Source organism: Pseudomonas sp. BIGb0176 (genome assembly GCF_024810175.1).
GTDB lineage: Bacteria > Pseudomonadota > Gammaproteobacteria > Pseudomonadales > Pseudomonadaceae > Aquipseudomonas > Aquipseudomonas protegens.
Map to the genome: position 1 here is coordinate 307,043 of NZ_JANUEC010000007.1, position 17,994 is coordinate 325,036.

Genomic DNA, 17,994 nt, shown 5'->3' on the forward strand with positions numbered 1-17,994 from the left:
AGCGCCTACGCTGAAGGGGCCCGCTGCCATGCATAAGCCTTGCGCGGTGATCCCGGTCTACAACCATGAAACCGCCGTGCCGGCGGTGGTCGAGGCGCTCCTGGCCCGCGGCCTGCCCTGTGTCCTGGTGGACGACGCCAGCAGCCCCCAATGCGCGGCGGTGCTGGAGCAACTGGCCGGCCTCGACCAGGTGTTCCTGATCCGCCTGGCGATCAACCAGGGCAAGGGCGGCGCGGTCATGGCCGGCCTGCGCGAAGCGGCGCAGCTGGGCTTCAGCCATGCCCTGCAAGTCGATGCCGATGGCCAGCACGACCTCACGGATGTGGATAACTTCATCCAGCACTCCCAGGCCCACCCCGAGGCGCTGGTCTGCGGTTATCCACAGTACGACGCCAGCGTGCCCAAGGGGCGCCTGTATGCCCGCTACCTGACCCACGTGTGGGTCTGGATCAACAGCCTGTCACTGCAGATTCCCGATTCCATGTGCGGCTTCCGGGTCTACCCCTTGCCACCGACCCTGGCCCTGCTGGACTCGGTGCAACTGGGCCGGCGCATGGACTTCGATCCGGAGATCCTGGTGCGCCTGGCCTGGCGCAACCAGCCCATGCGCTGGCTGCCGACCCGGGTCCACTATCCCCAGGACGGCCTCTCGCACTTTCGCCTGTTCCATGACAACGCGCTGATCTCGAAGATGCACGCCAAGCTGTTCTTCGGCATGTTGGCGCGCCTGCCGCTGATCCTCTGGCGCCGGTGGCGTCCATGAGCCAGGAGCAACCCAAGGAGCCCGGCAACGAACACTGGGCCGGCCATCAGGAGCGCGGCAGCTTCTGGCTGATGAAGCTCACCGCCCTGGGCGTGCGGGTGCTGGGGCGCCGGCTGCTGAGCCCGGTGCTGTACGCCATCGTGTTCTACTTCTTCCTGTTCGGCCGCCGGGCCCGACGCAGCATCTGGCAGTACCAGCAGCACCTGGCCCAATGGAGCGGGCGCGACGAGTTGCGCCCCGGCCACTGGCGGGTGTTCGGCCAGTTCATGGCCTTTGCCGATGCCCTGCTGGACAAGCTCGACGTGTGGAACGGCAAACTGCGCATCGAACAGATAGAGATCCTCGACCCGGCGCAACTGCGCCACCAACTGCGCGGCGAACGCGGGCAGATGCTGGTGGGCGCGCACCTGGGCAACCTGGAAGTCTGCCGGGCCCTGGCCGAGCTGGGGGAGCAGGTGACCATGAATGTGCTGGTGCACACCAAGCACGCCGAACGCTTCAACCGCCTGCTGGGCGAAGCCGGGGCCAGCAACCTGCGGCTGATCCAGGTCAGCGAGCTGGACCCGGCGATCATGCTGCAACTGAGCCAGCGCCTGGACCGCGGCGAATGGCTGGCGATTGCCGGGGACCGCGTGCCGCTGCACGGCGGGCGCAACGTGCGGGTGGATTTCCTCGGCCACCCGGCCGCCTTCCCCCAGGGCCCCTGGCTGCTGGCCGGGCTGCTCAAGTGCCCGGTCAACCTGCTGCTGTGCCTGAAACAGCAAGGCCGCTACCAGGTGATCCTCGAGCCCTTCGCCGACGCCGTGCAGTGGAAACGCAATGACCGCCAGCAGGTGATCGCCCAGTGGACCGCCCGCTACGCCGAGCGCCTGGGCCAGTACTGCCTGCAAGCCCCGCAACAATGGTTCAACTTTTACCCATTCTGGAAGACCGATGACGACCTCGACCCATGAGCCGGTAACCTTCGGCGAACACCCCCTGCGCATCGAAGACGTGCTGGCCCTGGCCAACCGCCAGGTGCCGACGCGCCTGCAAGGCGACGCCGCCTGGCGCCAGCGGATCGCCAAGGGCGCGCAGTTCCTCGATTCCCTGCTGGACAAGGAAGGGGTGATCTACGGCGTGACCACCGGCTACGGCGACTCTTGCGTGGTGGCGGTGCCGCTGCAGCACGTCGAGGCGCTGCCGCGCCATCTGTACACCTTCCACGGTTGCGGCCTGGGCAAGCTGCTGGACGCCCAGGCTACCCGCGCGGTGCTGGCGGCGCGCTTGCAGTCGCTGTGCCACGGGGTTTCCGGGGTGCGCGTGGAACTGCTGGAGCGCCTGCAGGCCTTCCTCGACCAGGACATCCTGCCGCTGATCCCGGAAGAGGGCTCGGTGGGCGCCAGCGGCGACCTGACGCCGCTGTCCTACGTGGCGGCCACCCTTTCCGGGGAACGCGAGGTGATGTTCCGCGGCGAGCGGCGTGAGTCCGCCGACGTGCACCGCGAGCTGGGCTGGGAACCCCTGGTGCTGCGGCCCAAGGAAGCCCTGGCGCTGATGAACGGCACCGCGGTAATGACCGGGCTGGCCTGCCTGGCCTTTGCCCGGGCCGACTACCTGCTGCGCCTGGCAACCCGCATCACCGCCCTCAACGTGGTGGCCCTGCAGGGCAATCCGGAACACTTCGACGAACGCCTGTTCGCCGCCAAGCCGCACCCGGGGCAGATGCAAGTGGCCGCCTGGCTGCGCCAGGACCTGGCGATCGACGCGCCGACCGCGCCCCTGCATCGCCTGCAGGACCGCTACTCGCTGCGCTGCGCCCCCCATGTGCTGGGGGTGCTGGCCGACAGCCTGAACTGGCTGCGCGGTTTCATCGAGACCGAGCTCAACAGCGCCAACGACAACCCCATCATCGACGCCGAGGCCGAGCGCGTGCTGCACGGCGGGCACTTCTATGGCGGGCACATCGCCTTCGCCATGGACAGCCTGAAGAACCTGGTGGCCAACGTCGCCGACCTGCTGGACCGGCAGTTGGCCCTGCTGGTGGACGTGCGCTACAACCACGGCCTGCCGAGCAACCTTTCCGGCGCCAGCGCCGAGCGCGCCATGCTCAACCACGGCTTCAAGGCGGTGCAGATCGGCGCCAGCGCCTGGACCGCCGAGGCCCTGAAAAACACCATGCCGGCCAGCGTGTTCTCGCGCTCCACCGAGTGCCACAACCAGGACAAGGTGAGCATGGGCACCATCGCCGCCCGGGACGCGATCCGCGTGCTGGAGCTCACCGAGCAAGTGGCCGCCGCCACCTTGCTCGCAGCCAATCAGGGCGTCTGGCTGCGCAGCCAGGAAGCCGATGCCCGGCCGTTGCCGCCGGCCCTGGATGCCATGCACCGGCAACTGGCCGAGGACTTCCCACCGGTGATCGAGGACCGCGCCCTGGAGCGCGAGCTGCGCCTGTGCCTGCAACGCATCGCCGAACAACACTGGAGGCTGCATGCGTAGCAAGGGAGTGATCCACGCCGACACCCAGATCCAGGTGCCCTTCTTCGACGTCGACACCATGCACGTCGTCTGGCACGGGCATTACGTCAAATACCTGGAGGTCGCCCGCTGCGCCCTGCTGGACAAGCTCGGCCACAACTACCAGCAGATGCTCGAATCCGGCTACGCCTGGCCGGTGATCGACCTGCAACTGCGCTACGTGCGCGGCGCGGTGTTCGGCCAGACCCTGAACGTGCGCGCCAGCCTGGTGGAGTGGGAAAGCCGGCTGAAGATCAATTACCTGATCACCGACCAGGCCACGGGCGAGCGCATGACCCGCGCCAGCTCGGTGCAGGTGGCCGTGGAGATCGCCAGCCGGGAAATGCAACTGGCCTCGCCCAAGGTCTTCACCGATGCCGTCGCGAGGGCCTTGCCATGAAGGTAGGAGCGAGCTTGCTCGCCAAGAGGGTCGGTCTGTCTGCCAGCTGCATGAGGCTGCGTACCGTGGTGCGGCGGTTCGCGAGCAAGCTCGCGCCCACGCTCTTGGTGCTCTGGTGGGTGCCGGGGCTGGCCCAGGCCTTCGACCTGCAACAGTTGAGCGATCAACTGTCGCGGCCGGAGGTGATCCACGGTCGTTTCATCCAGGAAAAACACCTGCGGGCCCTGCCCCAGCCATTGACCAGCAAGGGTCACTTCGTGCTGGCGAAAAACCATGGCCTGCTGTGGCTGCTGCAGACCCCGTTGCAACAGGACTACCGCATCACTGCCCAGGGCATCGCCCGGCGCGATGGCGGCGGCTGGCAGATGCTTCCCGGCAAGAGCGCCGGGGCCGAGCAGAACCGCCTGTTCCTCGCTGTGCTGCAAGGCGACAGCAGCGGCCTGCAGCGGGACTTCGAACTCAAGCTGCAAGGCAGCGCGCAGAACTGGCAGTTGCAACTGATCCCCCGTTCCCTGCTGCTGAAACAGATCTTCAACCAGATCAACATCGACGGCGGCGAGCTGGTGCAGCGCATCGAACTGCTGGAAGCCCAGGGCGACCGCACCCTGCTGATCATGCAGGACAGCAGCAGCGCCCAGCCGCTCAGTGAAACGGAGCAACATGACTTTGCCGAGTGAACGCTGGCTGCCGCGGTTTTTCCTGATTCTGCTGACCCTAGTCCTGGCCCTCGGTGCCTGGCAATGGCGCCATGGCGCGCCGCTGTCGGCCAACCTCATGGAACTGGTACCCGGCACCGCCCCGGATGCCCTGGAGCAACAGGCCGAGCAACGCATGCAGGAACCGCTGAACCGGGAAATCCTGGTGCTGGTGGGGCATGCCGAACGTCAGCAGGCAGTGGCCATGGCCCGGCAACTGGCCGAGCAATGGCAGGCCAGCGGGTTGTTCGAGAAGGTCCAGTGGAACCTCCAGGCCGACCTGCCGGCGCTGCGCCAGCAACTGTTGCAGGGCCGCCTGGCGATGCTCGGGGCCAAGGATCGCGAGCAACTGGCCCAGCAGCCCCAGGCGTTTATCCAGCAACGGGTGCAGAGCCTGTTCGACCCGTTCGGCGGCTTTACCCTGGTGCCCAGCCAGGATGACTGGCTGGGCCTGACCGGACGCATCCAGAACAGCCAGCCGCAACACGGCGCGGTGCAGCTGGACATCGGCAGCGGCGCCCTGGTGGCCGAGGCCGACGGCCAGCACTGGGTATTGCTGCGGGCCCGCACCGGCGGCAACGCCTTCGACATGCAACTGCCTCTGCAAGTGGCTGACCTGCTGCGCCACAGCCGTGAGCAGGCCAGCCAGCGACAGGTACAACTGTTGGCCGCCAGCGGTTTGCTGTACGCCGCCAACGGCCAGCAACAGGCCACCCGGGAAATCACCTGGGTCGGCGGCGGCGCCACCCTGGGCATCCTTTTGCTGTTGCTGCTGGCCTTCCGCCGCTGGCGTGCCCTGCTGGCCTTCGTCCCGGTGCTGGTGGGCATGCTGTTCGGCGCCGTGGCCTGCGTGGCGCTGTTCGGCCGCATGCACGTAATGACCCTGGTGCTGGGGTCGAGCCTGATCGGCGTGGCCGTCGACTACCCCCTGCACTACCTGTCCAAGAGCTGGAGCCTGAAACCCTGGCGCAGCTGGCCGGCCCTGCGCCTGACCCTGCCGGGGCTGAGCCTGAGCCTGGCCACCAGTTGCATCGGCTACCTGGCCCTGGCCTGGACCCCGTTCCCGGCCCTGACCCAGATCGCCGTCTTCTCCGCCGCCGGCCTGGTGGGCGCCTACCTGGCGGCGGTGTGCCTGCTGCCGGCACTGCTCAAGGGGGTGCAACTGCGCCCGGCGCAATGGCCGCTGCAAGTGGCCCAAGCCCTGCTGCAGGCCCGCGCGGCCTTGCTCAAGCGGGTGCCCAGCCCGGTGCTGCTGGTATTGCTGGCGCTGTTCTGCGCCGCCGGCCTGTGGCAGCTCGAGAGCAAGAACGACATCCGCCAATGGGTCGGTGCACCGCCGCAGTTGCTGCAGGAAGCCCAGGCCATTGCGCGGATCACCGGCTATCAGCCCACCAGCCAGTTCTTCCTGGTGCGCGCCACCGATCAGCAGCAACTGCTGGAGCGCCTGGAGGCCCTGGACCTGCGCCTGCAACAGTTGGTGAACCTGGGCAAGCTCAAGGGCTACCTGTCGCTGAACCAGTTGCTCAGCCAACCGACCGAACAACAGCAGGTGCGCGAAGCCCTCAAGCAGCTGCCGCGTTTCTGGCAGCCGCTGCTGGACCTGGGGGTACCCCTGGCCGCCCTGCAAGCGGAGCTGGAACAGCTGCAGCAATTGCCGGTGGAAGACCTCGACGCCGCGCTTTCCGGGCCGCTGGCTGAGCCCTATCGCCCGCTGTGGCTGGGAGCCAACGCCAACGGCGTGGCCGCCATGGTCAGCCTGCAGGGGCTGAACGACGCCGCCCTGCTGCGAATCCAGGCCGATGATCTGCCAGGGGTGCAACTGGTGGACCGCCTGGGTGAGCTGAACCGGGTATTCGCCGCCACCCAGGTCAGCGCCGCCGAACTCAAGCTGGCCTCCTGCGTGCTGATCGTGCTGCTGTTGATCCTGCCCTTCGGCCTCGGCGGCGCCTTGCGCCTGGTGGCCCTGCCCCTGCTGGCAGCCCTGTGCAGCCTGGCCAGCCTCGGCTGGCTGGGCCAGCCCCTGACCCTGTTCAGCCTGTTCGGCCTGCTGCTGGTGACGGCCATCAGCGTCGACTACGCGATCCTCATGCGCGAGCAGATCGGCGGCGCCGCGGTGAGCCTGCTGGGCACGCTGCTGGCGGCCCTGACCACCTGGCTGTCGTTCGGCCTGCTGGCCATTTCCAGCACCCCGGCGGTGAGCAACTTCGGCCTGGCGGTCAGCCTGGGGCTGGCCTTCAGCTTCATCCTTGCGCCCTGGGCCGGCCACAGGCCGCACCCGGCGCCCGACACAGAGCGTGCAGCATGCTGACCCTGCTGTTCTGGCTACTGGCCCTGGCGCTGTTTGCCCTGGCCACCCACATCGGCCGGCGCCTGGGCCTGATCCCGATTGTCAGCCAACTGCTGCTGGCGACCTTCGGCCTGCCGCTGCTGATGCTGCTGTGGATCGAACCGCACTGGCAGCTAAGTGGTGCGCAGCTGGTTTCGCCGCAGTGGCTCAAGCATCTGTACAGCCTGAGCTTTGCCTTGCTGCTGGGGCATATCCTCAGTGACGTGATCGACCTGCGCCTGGACCGCCAGAGCCTGAAGATCGCCGTGCCGAGCTTCGGCATTCCCTTCGCCTGCGGCCTGGCCACCGCCTTCTGGCTGCTGCCGGCGCAACCCTGGATAAGCTCCCTGGCGGTCGGCCTGCTGTTCGCCATCACCGCGATCCCGGTGCTCTACCTGTACCTGCGGCACATCCAGTACCCGCCCGCCGCCACCCGGCGCCTGGTGCAGACCGCGATCCTCATCGACCTGGCCTGCTGGAGCCTGTTCGCCCTGGCCCAGGGCAGCCTGCACCTGAGCAGCCTGCTGCTGCCCCTGGCCGGCGCCTGCCTGCCCCTGGTGCTGCGCGGCCTGGGCCTGCGCCAGCCGCTGCTCTACAGCCTGGGCTTTTTCGGCCTGCTGGTGGTGGCCGAGCAATACCGGCTCAATGCGCTGATCTTCGGCATCGGCTACCTGCTGTGCATGGCCGCCCTCAAGCTGGCGCTGGTGCTGCCGTTACAGGCTGCCTGGATGAACCGCTTGCAGACCTACATCGCCATCCCGCTGATCCTGACCTTCGGCATCGTGCAGATCGATGTGCACAGCGCCATGGGCAGCCTCGGCTGGGTGCAACTGGCGGCCCTGCTGCTGTTGCCGATTGCCAGCAAGCTGCTGGGCAACTGGCTGGGCCTGGGCTGGGCCGGCGCTTCCTTTACCGGCGCCAGCCGCTGGCGGGAAAGCCTGCTGCTGAACATTCGCGGCTTGAGCGAGATCGTCTTTCTCAACCTGCTGCTGCAACAACAGTTGATCAGCCCGGCGCTGTACTTCGCGCTGATGCTCATGGGCCTGATCGCCACCCTGCTGCCGGCCCTGGCCGGAATGCACCGAACTCCCCAGGCGGCGCCCCACGCTGCCCCCTTGAACCTGAACATCGCCAAACCGGCAAGGAGCCCCAGTGCCAACAGTTGAAATGGAACGTCGCCAAGTCGTGGTGATCGGTGCCGGCCCCTCGGGGGCCATCGCGGCCGCGCTACTCAAGCGCCAGGGCCACGACGTGCTGATCGTCGAGCGGCAACATTTCCCGCGTTTCTCCATCGGTGAAAGCCTGCTGTCCCACTGCCTGGATTTCGTCGAGGAAGCCGGGATGCTGGAGGCCGTGCAAGCCGCCGGCTTCCAGCTCAAGAACGGCGCGGCCTTCGCCTGGGGCGAGCACTACAGCACCTTCGATTTCGGCGACACCTTCAGCAATGGCAAGCCCACCACCTTCCAGGTGCAGCGCGCCGACTTCGACAAGCTGCTGGCCGACCAGGCCGCCCTGCAAGGGGTGGAGATCCGCTACGGCGAAGAGATTGTCGCGGTGGAGGTGGAGCGGCCCTTGCCGCAACTCGACTGCCGCCGTGAAGACGGCAGCCAGTACCGCATCGAAGCCGACTTCATCCTCGACGCCAGCGGTTACGGCCGGGTCCTGCCGCGCCTGCTGGAACTGGAAGCGCCGTCGAACTTTCCGGTACGCCGAGCGGTGTTCACTCATGTCGAAGACCGCATCGACTGCGAGCACTTCGACCGCAACAAGATCCTCATCACCACCCACCCCGAGCACCGCGACATCTGGTTCTGGAGCATCCCCTTCAGCAACGGCCGCTGCTCGGTAGGGGTGGTGGCCGCCCAAGAGCATTTCGCCGGGCGCGATGGCGACCTGGACGCCTGCCTGCGGGGCTTCATCAGCGAAACCCCGAGCCTGGCCAAGGTGCTGCAATACGCCGAGTGGGACACCCCGGCGCGGACCATCGGCGGCTACTCGGCCAACGTCAGCACCCTGCATGGCCCGGGCTTCGCCCTGCTGGGCAACGCCGCGGAATTCCTCGACCCGGTGTTCTCTTCCGGGGTGACCATCGCCATGCGTTCCGCGAGCATGGCCGCCGCCGTGTTGCACCGGCAGTTGCAGGGCCAGGGCGTCGACTGGGCGACGGAGTTCGCCAAACCGCTGAAACGCGGCGTGGACACCTTCCGCTGCTACGTCGAGGGCTGGTACGCCGGCACTTTCCAGGACGTGATCTACCATCCGGGCAGCTCCCCGGAAATCCGCCGCATGATCAGCTCGATCCTCGCCGGTTATGCCTGGGATGAACGCAACCCTTTCGTCAGCGAGCCCAAGCGCCGGCTCAAGGCCCTCTCGGAAGTCTGTGCGAGGGACCGCGCATGAGTGAGCAAACCAGCCAGTACCTGAGTGACAGCTACGTCGAGGAAACCCGCTTCGGCTTCTGGTTCCTGCGCAGCCACACCTGGCAGCACCATGTGCTGCGGGTGGCGATCAATGACCTGCGCTCGCTGTTCGATGGCGAGCTGCCCCGGCATCCGGTGTTGCTGGACGCCGGTTGCGGCCAGGGCAAGTCGTTCCAGTACCTGCGCCAGGTGTTCGCCCCGCAGCGCCTGATCGGCCTGGACGCCGACCCCCACAGCCTCAAGCTCAGCGCCGAGGAAGCCCGGCGCCAGCAGATGCAGGTGGAGTTGATCGGCAGCGACTGCGCGACCCTGGAACTGGCCGACGCCAGCGTCGACCTGCTGTTCTGCCACCAGACCTTCCACCACCTGGTGGAACAGGAAAAAGCCCTGGCCGAGTTCTACCGGGTGCTCAAGCCCGGGGGTTACCTGCTGTTTGCCGAATCCACCGAGGCCTATATCGACACCTGGGTGATCCGCTGGCTGTTCCGCCATCCGATGCATGTGCAGAAAAGCGCCGCCCAGTACCTGCAGATGATTCGTCAGCAGGGCTTTGAATTCGGCCCGCAGAACGTGTCTTATCCCTACCTGTGGTGGAGTCGCGCCAAGGACTTCGGCCTGCTGGAGCGCTTCGGCCTGCGCCAGCCGCCGCCGGTGGGCCAGCGCGAGGAAACCCTGGTCAATGTGGTGGCCCGCAAGCCGCTCGCTCCCCCTGTTGCCGAGGAAGGTCCGTCCGAATGATCCGTGCCCTGCTGCTCGGTTGTGTCCTGTTGCTGAGCGCTTGCGTCAGTCAGGCTCCGCTGCCCGAGCGCACGCCCTCGCTGGTGCTGCCGTTGCAGCTCCACGTACAGCGCCAGCTTCAGGACCAGCGCCAGGACTGGCTGCTGGTGATCCAGGCCGAAGGCCCGGACCTGCGCTGGTCGCTGATGGACCCGCTGGGCATTCCCCAGGCCCGTCAGCGCCTGGTGGGCGGACACTGGCAGGCCGACGGCCTGCTGCCACCCAACCCGGAGGCCCGGGAGCTGTTCGCGGCCCTGCTGTTCGCCCTGACGCCTGTGGCCGAACTGCAGGCCAATTATCCGCACGCCCGGCAACAGGGCGCCCAACGTACCCTCGGCCCGCGCTGGCGAGTCGACTATCAACACGCTCTGGATTTCACCTTGAACCTGCCCCAAGGCCCGCACTACCACATCACGGCTCTGAGCACCGAGGCCACGCCATGACGGCTTACCTCAACGCCCTCGGGGTGATCTGCGCCCTGGGCCGCAATCGCCAGGAAGTCGCCCGCAGCCTGTTTGCCGGCGACTGCTCGGGCATGCGCGACGAAAGCCACTGGGTGCCCGAGCGTACCTTGCCGGTGGCGGCAGTGCGCAGCCCGCTGGCGGGCATGCCGGCGGGCCTCGAAGCCCAGAACAGCCGCAACAACCAGCTGTTGCTGGAGGCCACCCGGCAGATCGAAGGCGACATCCAGCAGGCCATCCAGCGCTACGGCCATGGCCGCATCGGCATCGTCCTGGGCACCAGCACGTCGGGCATCGACGAAGCCAGCCGGGGCATCGCCCGTTACCTGCAGGACCGGCAATTCCCGGCGGGCTACGACTACCGTCAGCAGGAGCTCAGCGCCCCGGCGAACTTCCTCGCCCAATGGCTGCAACTCTGCGGCCCGGCCTATGTGATTTCCACCGCCTGCACCTCCAGCGCCCGGGCCCTGATCAGTGCCCGGCGCCTGCTCGACCTGGGCCTGTGCGACGCCGTGCTATGCGGCGGGGTCGACAGCCTGTGCAAGCTGACCCTCAATGGTTTCACAGCCCTGGAGGCGGTCTCCGGGCAACGCTGCAACCCGTTTTCCCGCAACCGCGACGGGATCAACATCGGTGAAGCGGCGGTGCTGTTCCTCATGAGCCGGGAGCCTGCCGGCGACGCCCCTGTTGCCCTGCTGGGCGGTGGCGCCAGCTCCGACGCCTACCATATTTCCGCCCCGGCCCCCGATGGCCGCGGCGCCCTGCAGGCCATGAGCCAGGCCTTGCGCAGCGCCGGCCTGCAGCCGCAGCAGATCGGCTACCTGAACCTGCACGGCACCGCCACCCAGCACAACGACGCGATGGAAAGCCTGGCCGTTGCCCAGCTGTTCCCCGAAGGCGTGCCCTGCTCTTCGACCAAACCCATGAGCGGCCATACCCTGGGGGCCGCCGGGGCCCTGGAGGCGGCGTTCTGCTGGCTGGCCCTGAGTACCGACAACCCCGGCCTGGCGCTGCCGCCCCATGTCTGGGATGCCCAGGCCGACCCGTCTTTGCCGCCACTGCGCTGGGTCACCCCGGACGATCGCCTGGCCCCCCACGCACCGCGCCGCCTGATGAGCAATTCCTTCGCCTTCGGCGGCAACAACGTCAGCCTGATTATCGGAGACGCCCCATGATTGACTGGCCGCTCGCCGAGTTGCTGCCCCACGCCGGGGACATGATCCTCATCGATCAGGTCCTGGCCTTTGATGAAGAACAGATCCGCACCCGCCTCGAAGTTCGCCCCGGTGGCCTGTTCAACCGCCCCGACGGCAGCCTGCCGGCCTGGGTCGGCGTCGAGCTGATGGCCCAGAGCGTGGCCGCCTACGCCGGTTGCCGCGCCCGCCAGCAAGGCTTGCCGGTGGAGCTGGGCTTTCTTCTGGGCACCCGCAAATTCGAATGCAATGTCGAGCACTTCCCCCTCGGCAGCACCCTGGAAATCCATGCCCTGCGCTCTCTGGAAGACGACAACGGCATGGGCGTGTTCGAGTGCCACCTCAGTGGCCCCGGCATCACCGCCAGCGCGCGCCTGAACGTGTTCCGTCCGCCACAGGCCGCCGACTACTTGCATGAAACACCTGCCTCTTCTACAGGAACACCGTCATGACTGACTCCGTACTGGTCACCGGCTCCAGCCGTGGCATCGGCCGTGCCATCGCCCTGCGTCTGGCCCGGGCCGGGTATGACCTGGTGCTGCACTGCCGCAGCGGCCGCACCGAAGCCGAAGCCGTCAGGGGCGAAGTCCAGGCCCTGGGCCGCAGCGCCCGCGTCCTGCAATTCGATGTATCGGACCGGGAGGCCTGCCGGGTTGCCCTGGAGGCCGATGTCGAAGCCCATGGCGCCTATTACGGCGTGGTGCTCAACGCCGGCCTGACCCGCGACGGCGCCTTCCCGGCCCTCAGCGAAGAGGACTGGGACCAGGTGCTGCGCACCAACCTCGACGGTTTCTACAATGTCCTGCACCCGGTGATGATGCCCATGATCCGCCGCCGCGCAGCCGGGCGTATCGTCTGCATCACCTCGGTCTCGGGGCTGATCGGCAACCGTGGCCAGGTCAACTACAGCGCCTCCAAGGCCGGCGTGATCGGCGCCGCCAAGGCCCTGGCCATCGAGCTGGGCAAGCGCAAGATCACCGTCAACTGCGTGGCCCCGGGGCTGATCGACACCGCCATGCTGGATGAAAACGTGCCGGTGGAAGAACTGCTGAAAATGATTCCCGCGCAGCGCATGGGCACCCCGGAAGAGGTGGCCGGCGCGGTGAATTTCCTGATGTCCGCCGAAGCGTCCTACATCACTCGCCAGGTGCTGTCGGTGAACGGGGGCCTGTGCTGATGAAACGTGTGGTCGTCACCGGCATGGCCGGCATCACCTCCCTGGGCAGCGACTGGGCCAGCATCGCCGAGCGCTTTGCCGCCAACCGCAGCGGCATCCGGCGCATGGACGAGTGGGACAGGTTCAGCGAACTCAACACCCGCCTGGCCGGCCCCATCGATGACTTCCAGGTGCCCGGGCACTGGACCCGCAAGCAGCTGCGCAGCATGGGCCGGGTTTCGCGCCTGGCCGTGGGCGCCGCCGAGCAGGCCCTGGCCGACGCTGGGCTGCTGGGCGACCCGTCGATCAAGGACGGGCGCATGGGCGTGGCCTGTGGTTCTTCCACCGGCAGCACCGACGAGATCAAGGCCTTCGGCAACATGCTGCTCAACTCGGTGGCCGAGGGGCTCAACGCCAACTCCTACGTGCGCATGATGCCCCACACCACCGCCGCCAATATCAGCATCTTCTTCGGCCTGACCGGGCGCCTGATCCCTACCTCCAGCGCCTGCACCAGCGGTAGCCAGGGCATCGGCTACGCCTATGAGGCGATCAAGTTCGGCCGCCTGCCGCTGATGCTCGCCGGCGGCGCCGAGGAACTGTGCCCCACCGAAGCCATGGTGTTCGACGCGCTGTATGCCACCAGCCTGAAGAACGATGCGCCGCACACCAGCCCGCGCCCCTACGACAGCGGCCGTGACGGCCTGGTGATCGGCGAAGGTGGCGGCATGCTGGTGCTCGAGGAGCTGGAGCACGCCCTGGCCCGTGGCGCGCGCATCCACGCGGAAATCGTCGGCTTCGGCAGCAACGCCGACGGCCAGCACACCACCCGCCCCGAACAGAGCACCATGCGCCGGGCCATGGAGCTGGCGCTGGAGGATGGGGCCCTGGCCCCGGAGGCCATCGGCTACGTCAACGGCCATGGCACCGCCACCGAGCAAGGCGACATCGCCGAGACCCTGGCCACCAGCAGCCTGTTCGGCAGCCGCATGCCCATCAGTTCGCAGAAGAGTTTCCTCGGCCACACCCTGGGCGCCTGCGGCGCGCTGGAATCCTGGTTCAGCATCGAGATGCTCAACCGCGACCTCTATGTGCACACCTGCAACCTGGATCAGGTCGACCCCCGCTGCGGCGAGCTGGACTACCTGCAGGGAGGCTTTCGCGCCATGAGCCACGAATACGTGATGAACAACAACTTTGCCTTTGGCGGCGTCAACACCTCGTTGATCTTCCGCCGCTGGTCCTGATGCCTCACCTCACTGGAGAAATGGAATGTCTTCCCTGTTTCGCGCCACCCTCATCGTCCTTGCCCTGCTGAGCGTCACCGCCTGTACCAGCAAGCGCATGTACACCCCCAACCGGGTGCTCCCGGCCACCATCCAGGCCGACCAGGAGCAGGTCAAGCAGGCGATCCTGAAGAACCTCGTAGCCCGCAAGTGGACCGTGCAGCGCATCAGCCCGGAGCTGATCCAGGCCGAGATCACCGTGCGTCAACAGTTCCACGCGGAGATCGATATCCAGTACTCCGCCAGCTACTACAAGATCGTCTACCGCGACAGCCGCGACATGGACTACAAGGACGGCAAGATCCACAAGAACTACATCCGCTGGGTGCGCCTGCTGGACAAGGGAATCCTGCGCGAACTGCGGGACAACCAGAACGAGCGGGCCGCGCAACAGCTGTCGGATGCCGCGGCCAAGAGCTTCCCGGCCGCACAATGAGCCCTTCCCTGTGACCCCGGTCACAGGGCTGCTTCACCCCCTTTGATGTCATGGAGAATGCGATGCGTTTGAAGACACTGGCGGCCACCGCCACCCTGCTGCTGTGCACCCTGCCCGGCGTCAGCCAGGCCCGCGATACCACCCTGTACCTGCCCTTCGACAAGGTGGTGGCCGAGGCCATCAGCACCGGCAAGATCGACGGCAGCGTGAAGTTCTACCTGGCGGGCAACAAGCCGGCCGGCAAGGTCAGCGTGCTGAGCCCCGGCGCCGTGACCAACAAGAAGACCAATGCCTTCGGCAAGGCCGACCAGGTGGCCTGCGAGTGGGCCTTGCAGTCGGCACTGATCACCCTGCATGAAGCTGCGAAGAAAGTCGGCGCCAACGCCGTGACCGACATTGCCAGCTTCTACAAGAGCCACGAGCGCAAGGACGCCACCACCTATGAGTGCCATGCCGGCGCCATCATGGCTGGTGTAGCGCTGCGCGGGGATCTGTCCAAGGTCCAGTGACCTGCGACTGACAACGCAAAGGGCGCCTGGGGCGCCCTTTGCGTTTCCGGGATTTTCCGAAAGCGCGCCAATCGCCGTCTACACTCGCAACAGCAGGCCGGGTGACCGCCGCCTGCGGGAGCCAAGTGGCGCGATCGGGCATCGGCCGGCGTGACAGTGGCGCCCCTTTCACGTCCGTCAAGGAGCCGACCATGCAAGTGAAAGCACTGATTGCCCTGGCCCTGCTAACGACCCTGAGCCCCGCCAGCCAGGCCACCAACCTGATGTACATGCCCTTCGAGAAAGTCGTGGCCGACGCCGAGCGCGCCGGGCGCCTGGATGGCAGCGTGAGCTTCCATCTGGCCGGCAACCCACTTCCGCCAGTGCTCCAGGTGCGGCTCACCGAAGTCACCACCAACAAGAAGACCAACGCTTTCAACAAGAGCGATATCGCCGCCTGCGAATGGGCCCTGCAGTCGGCCCTGATCACCCTGCAAGCCGCAGCCAAGCGGGTCGGCGCCAACGCAGTGACCAATATCGTCAGCTACTACAAGCACCACGTGCGCAAGGACCTCAACACCTACGAATGCCATGCCGGGGTACTGATGGCCGGAGTGGCCCTGCGCGGCGACCTAGTGAACCTGCAGGCCCCGGTGCGGCCCAACAGCCCCTCAGGGCGTAGCCCCGGTCTTGCGCGTCAGTAGCTCGACAAAGGCCTTGGCCATGGGCGAAGCCTGATCCTTGCGCTGCACCAGCCACACCGCCGACATCGCCGCCGGGTCCAGCAGGCGGCGATAGACCACGCCGTCGATGCGCATGCGCTGGTAGGACGCCGGCAGCACCGACACCCCCAACCCCGCCGCCACCAGGCCAATGATGGTCATGGCTTCCGCCGCCTCCTGAGCGAAATGCGGGGTAAAGCCGGCATCCCGGGACAGGCTCAGCAACTGCGCATACAGGCCGCTGCCATAGCTGCGGGGGAAAAACACAAAGGGCTCATGGGCCAGCTCCGCCAGGTGCAGCCCCTCTTCGCTGCCACTGGCCAGCGGGTGCTTGGAACTGAGCACCGCCACCAGCGGCTCGCGCAGCAGCTCCACCACCGACAGCGAATCCGGCAGGGGCAAGGGCCGCATGATGCCGACCTGGATCGCCTGGTCCACCAGGGCCTCGGCCACCTGGGTGCTGCTCATTTCCTTGAGCTTGAGGTGTACCGCGGGAAAGCGCTGGCGAAAGGCGAAGATCGCCTGGGGAATGGTCGAATTGAAGGGCGCCGACGAGGTGAAGCCGATCTTCAGTTCCCCCAGCTCGCCCAGCTGCGCACGCCGCGCCACGTCCGCCGCCTTGTCCACCTGGGCCAGTACCAGCCGCGCCTCTTCCAGGAACAGGCGCCCGGCCTCGCTGAGCTCGACCCGACGATTGGTGCGTTCGAACAGGCGCGCCCCCACCTCCTGCTCCAGCGCCTGGATCTGCTGGCTCAGGGGCGGTTGGGAGATGCCCAGCACCTGGGCTGCACGGCCAAAATGCAGTTCTTCGGCGACAGCGATGAAGTAGCGCAGGTGACGCAGTTCCATGAGGGCCTCATTAAGTCTTAAAACCTATCAAACAGGTCGAACAATATATTGGAAAGAATCATTAGCCAGCTATATGCTTTTTCCATTGCCTGACCGGCTGCGTTCCCCCGAGGTCCCCCGTGAAATCCGCTGTTGCCGCTGTTGCCCCCTCCGCCCACGAACCCCCTGCCACGCCCCTGGACGAGGTGGTCGCCCAGCTCAACGAGGCCTACATCGAAAAAGGCACGCCGATGTTCATGCGCACCGTGCTGGCGCTGTTCTCCGGCGGTTTTGCCACCTTCGCCCTGCTGTATTGCGTACAGCCGATGATGCCGCTGCTGTCCCGGGACTTTTCCATCAATGCCGCCCAGAGCAGCCTGATCCTCTCGGTCGCCACCGGCATGCTGGCCATCGGGTTGTTGATCACCGGGCCGGTTTCCGACCGCATCGGTCGCAAGCCGGTGATGGTCGCCGCCTTGCTGGCCGCCGCCCTGTGCACCATCGCCAGTGCGCTGATGCCGAGCTGGCACGGGGTGCTGCTGATGCGCGCGCTGGTGGGCCTGTCCCTGAGCGGGCTGGCAGCGGTGGCCATGACTTACCTGAGCGAGGAGATCCACCCCCAGCACATCGGCCTGGCCATGGGCCTGTACATCGGTGGCAACGCCATCGGCGGCATGAGCGGGCGACTGATCACCGGGGTGCTGATCGACTTCGTCAGCTGGCACACGGCGATGCTGGTGATCGGCGGCCTGGCACTGATCGCTGCCGCGGTGTTCTGGCGCATCCTTCCCGAATCGCGCAATTTCCGTCCCCGTTCGCTGCACCCGCGCAGCCTGCTGGACGGCTTTGCCATGCACTTTCGCGATGCCGGCCTGCCCTGGCTGTTCCTCGAAGGTTTCCTGCTGATGGGGGCATTCGTCACCCTGTTCAACTACATCGGCTACCGCCTGCTGGCCGAGCCCTATCAACTGAGCCAGGCCTGGGTCGGGATGCTGTCGGTGGTGTACCTCTCGGGCATCTACAGCTCGGCGAAGATCGGCGCCCTGGCCGACCAGCTGGGCCGGCGCCGGGTGCTCTGGGGCACCATCGTGCTGATGCTGGCGGGGATCGCCCTGACCCTGCTGACCCCGCTGTCCCTGGTGCTGATCGGCATGCTGCTGTTCACCTTCGGCTTCTTCGGTGCCCACTCGGTGGCCAGCAGCTGGATCGGCCGTCGCGCCACCAAGGCCAAGGGCCAGGCGTCGTCGCTGTACCTGTTCAGCTACTACGCCGGCTCGAGCATTGCCGGCACCGCCGGCGGGGTGTTCTGGCACCTGGCGGGTTGGAACGGCATCGGCCTGTTTATCGGCGCCTTGCTGATCGGAGCCCTGTTGATCGCCATGAAACTCGCCAAACTCCCCCCTTTGTAGGAGCAGGCTTGCCGGCGAAGTGCTCCGCCAGGCAGGCGCAGGTCTTGAGGGCCCTCTCGCCAGCAAGCTGGCTCCTACACCGAGCGAATCTGGCTGGCCGCCCCCTGTAGGAGCTGGCTTGCCAGCGAAGGCGTGCGC

The 17,994-nt window shown here is 66.9% G+C and carries 19 protein-coding genes; 18 read left to right on the forward strand and 1 reads right to left on the reverse strand.

The features are described 5' to 3' along the window. The first annotated feature begins 28 nt into the window (after nucleotides 1-28). From M2395_RS31490 to M2395_RS31570, 17 genes are all read left to right on the forward strand, one after another. Nucleotides 29-763 carry a glycosyltransferase family 2 protein gene (locus tag M2395_RS31490; protein WP_015633886.1) on the forward strand — a complete coding sequence of 245 codons (735 nt, stop codon included), beginning with the start codon at nucleotides 29-31 and terminating at the stop codon, nucleotides 761-763. Beyond that, a complete protein-coding gene (locus M2395_RS31495; protein WP_123431210.1) occupies nucleotides 760-1,716 on the forward strand; it encodes a glycosyl transferase in 957 nt (318 codons plus the stop codon). Before M2395_RS31490 ends, M2395_RS31495 begins: the two co-directional genes overlap by 4 nt. Next, nucleotides 1,697-3,241 (forward strand): histidine ammonia-lyase, encoded by a 1,545-nt coding sequence (hutH, locus tag M2395_RS31500; protein ID WP_123431211.1) that lies wholly within the window; start codon nucleotides 1,697-1,699, stop codon nucleotides 3,239-3,241. The genes M2395_RS31495 and hutH overlap by 20 nt, the downstream gene beginning before the upstream one ends. Next, the gene (locus tag M2395_RS31505; RefSeq protein ID WP_011058845.1) at nucleotides 3,234-3,659 is read left to right on the forward strand and encodes a thioesterase family protein; all 426 of its coding nucleotides are present in this window, start codon (nucleotides 3,234-3,236) and stop codon (nucleotides 3,657-3,659) included. Before hutH ends, M2395_RS31505 begins: the two co-directional genes overlap by 8 nt. Then, the gene (locus M2395_RS31510) at nucleotides 3,656-4,336 is read left to right on the forward strand and encodes an outer membrane lipoprotein carrier protein LolA (RefSeq protein WP_123431212.1); all 681 of its coding nucleotides are present in this window, start codon (nucleotides 3,656-3,658) and stop codon (nucleotides 4,334-4,336) included. Before M2395_RS31505 ends, M2395_RS31510 begins: the two co-directional genes overlap by 4 nt. Further along, nucleotides 4,320-6,662, forward strand: a complete 2,343-nt coding sequence (locus M2395_RS31515; protein WP_123431213.1) for an MMPL family transporter — start codon at nucleotides 4,320-4,322, stop codon at nucleotides 6,660-6,662. Before M2395_RS31510 ends, M2395_RS31515 begins: the two co-directional genes overlap by 17 nt. After that, nucleotides 6,656-7,846 carry a sodium:proton antiporter gene (locus M2395_RS31520; RefSeq protein ID WP_123431214.1) on the forward strand — a complete coding sequence of 397 codons (1,191 nt, stop codon included), beginning with the start codon at nucleotides 6,656-6,658 and terminating at the stop codon, nucleotides 7,844-7,846. Before M2395_RS31515 ends, M2395_RS31520 begins: the two co-directional genes overlap by 7 nt. Next, nucleotides 7,833-9,080 (forward strand): NAD(P)/FAD-dependent oxidoreductase, encoded by a 1,248-nt coding sequence (locus M2395_RS31525; RefSeq protein ID WP_123431215.1) that lies wholly within the window; start codon nucleotides 7,833-7,835, stop codon nucleotides 9,078-9,080. Before M2395_RS31520 ends, M2395_RS31525 begins: the two co-directional genes overlap by 14 nt. Further along, nucleotides 9,077-9,838 carry a class I SAM-dependent methyltransferase gene (locus M2395_RS31530; RefSeq protein WP_019095190.1) on the forward strand — a complete coding sequence of 254 codons (762 nt, stop codon included), beginning with the start codon at nucleotides 9,077-9,079 and terminating at the stop codon, nucleotides 9,836-9,838. Before M2395_RS31525 ends, M2395_RS31530 begins: the two co-directional genes overlap by 4 nt. Then, a complete protein-coding gene (locus M2395_RS31535) occupies nucleotides 9,835-10,320 on the forward strand; it encodes a hypothetical protein (protein ID WP_015633878.1) in 486 nt (161 codons plus the stop codon). The genes M2395_RS31530 and M2395_RS31535 overlap by 4 nt, the downstream gene beginning before the upstream one ends. Continuing rightward, on the forward strand, nucleotides 10,317-11,513 hold the full coding sequence (locus tag M2395_RS31540; protein WP_019095189.1) for a beta-ketoacyl-[acyl-carrier-protein] synthase family protein: 1,197 nt from the start codon (nucleotides 10,317-10,319) through the stop codon (nucleotides 11,511-11,513). Before M2395_RS31535 ends, M2395_RS31540 begins: the two co-directional genes overlap by 4 nt. Beyond that, a complete protein-coding gene (locus tag M2395_RS31545) occupies nucleotides 11,510-11,983 on the forward strand; it encodes a hotdog family protein (protein WP_011058837.1) in 474 nt (157 codons plus the stop codon). The genes M2395_RS31540 and M2395_RS31545 overlap by 4 nt, the downstream gene beginning before the upstream one ends. Further along, nucleotides 11,980-12,708: a 3-oxoacyl-ACP reductase FabG gene (fabG, locus tag M2395_RS31550; protein ID WP_015633876.1), complete on the forward strand. Its 729-nt coding sequence runs from the start codon at nucleotides 11,980-11,982 to the stop codon at nucleotides 12,706-12,708. Before M2395_RS31545 ends, fabG begins: the two co-directional genes overlap by 4 nt. After that, nucleotides 12,708-13,934: a beta-ketoacyl-ACP synthase gene (locus M2395_RS31555; protein WP_011058835.1), complete on the forward strand. Its 1,227-nt coding sequence runs from the start codon at nucleotides 12,708-12,710 to the stop codon at nucleotides 13,932-13,934. The genes fabG and M2395_RS31555 overlap by 1 nt, the downstream gene beginning before the upstream one ends. 25 nt (nucleotides 13,935-13,959) lie before the next feature. After that, entirely contained in the window at nucleotides 13,960-14,409 is a 450-nt protein-coding gene (locus M2395_RS31560; protein ID WP_011058834.1) for a hypothetical protein, read from the forward strand. A 62-nt stretch (nucleotides 14,410-14,471) separates the two neighbouring features. After that, nucleotides 14,472-14,918: a hypothetical protein gene (locus M2395_RS31565; RefSeq protein ID WP_015633874.1), complete on the forward strand. Its 447-nt coding sequence runs from the start codon at nucleotides 14,472-14,474 to the stop codon at nucleotides 14,916-14,918. 191 nt (nucleotides 14,919-15,109) lie between these two features. Then, a complete protein-coding gene (locus tag M2395_RS31570) occupies nucleotides 15,110-15,601 on the forward strand; it encodes a hypothetical protein (protein WP_015633873.1) in 492 nt (163 codons plus the stop codon). Here M2395_RS31570 and M2395_RS31575 read toward each other — a convergent pair. Beyond that, the gene (locus tag M2395_RS31575; protein ID WP_011058831.1) at nucleotides 15,569-16,468 is read right to left on the reverse strand and encodes a LysR family transcriptional regulator; all 900 of its coding nucleotides are present in this window, start codon (nucleotides 16,466-16,468) and stop codon (nucleotides 15,569-15,571) included. The two genes, M2395_RS31570 and M2395_RS31575, sit on opposite strands and share 33 nt — an antisense overlap. 119 nt (nucleotides 16,469-16,587) lie before the next feature. On the opposite strand from M2395_RS31575, the gene M2395_RS31580 reads away from it, so the two are divergent. Next, nucleotides 16,588-17,856 (forward strand): MFS transporter, encoded by a 1,269-nt coding sequence (locus tag M2395_RS31580; protein WP_053148680.1) that lies wholly within the window; start codon nucleotides 16,588-16,590, stop codon nucleotides 17,854-17,856. The last annotated feature ends 138 nt before the right edge of the window (nucleotides 17,857-17,994 follow it).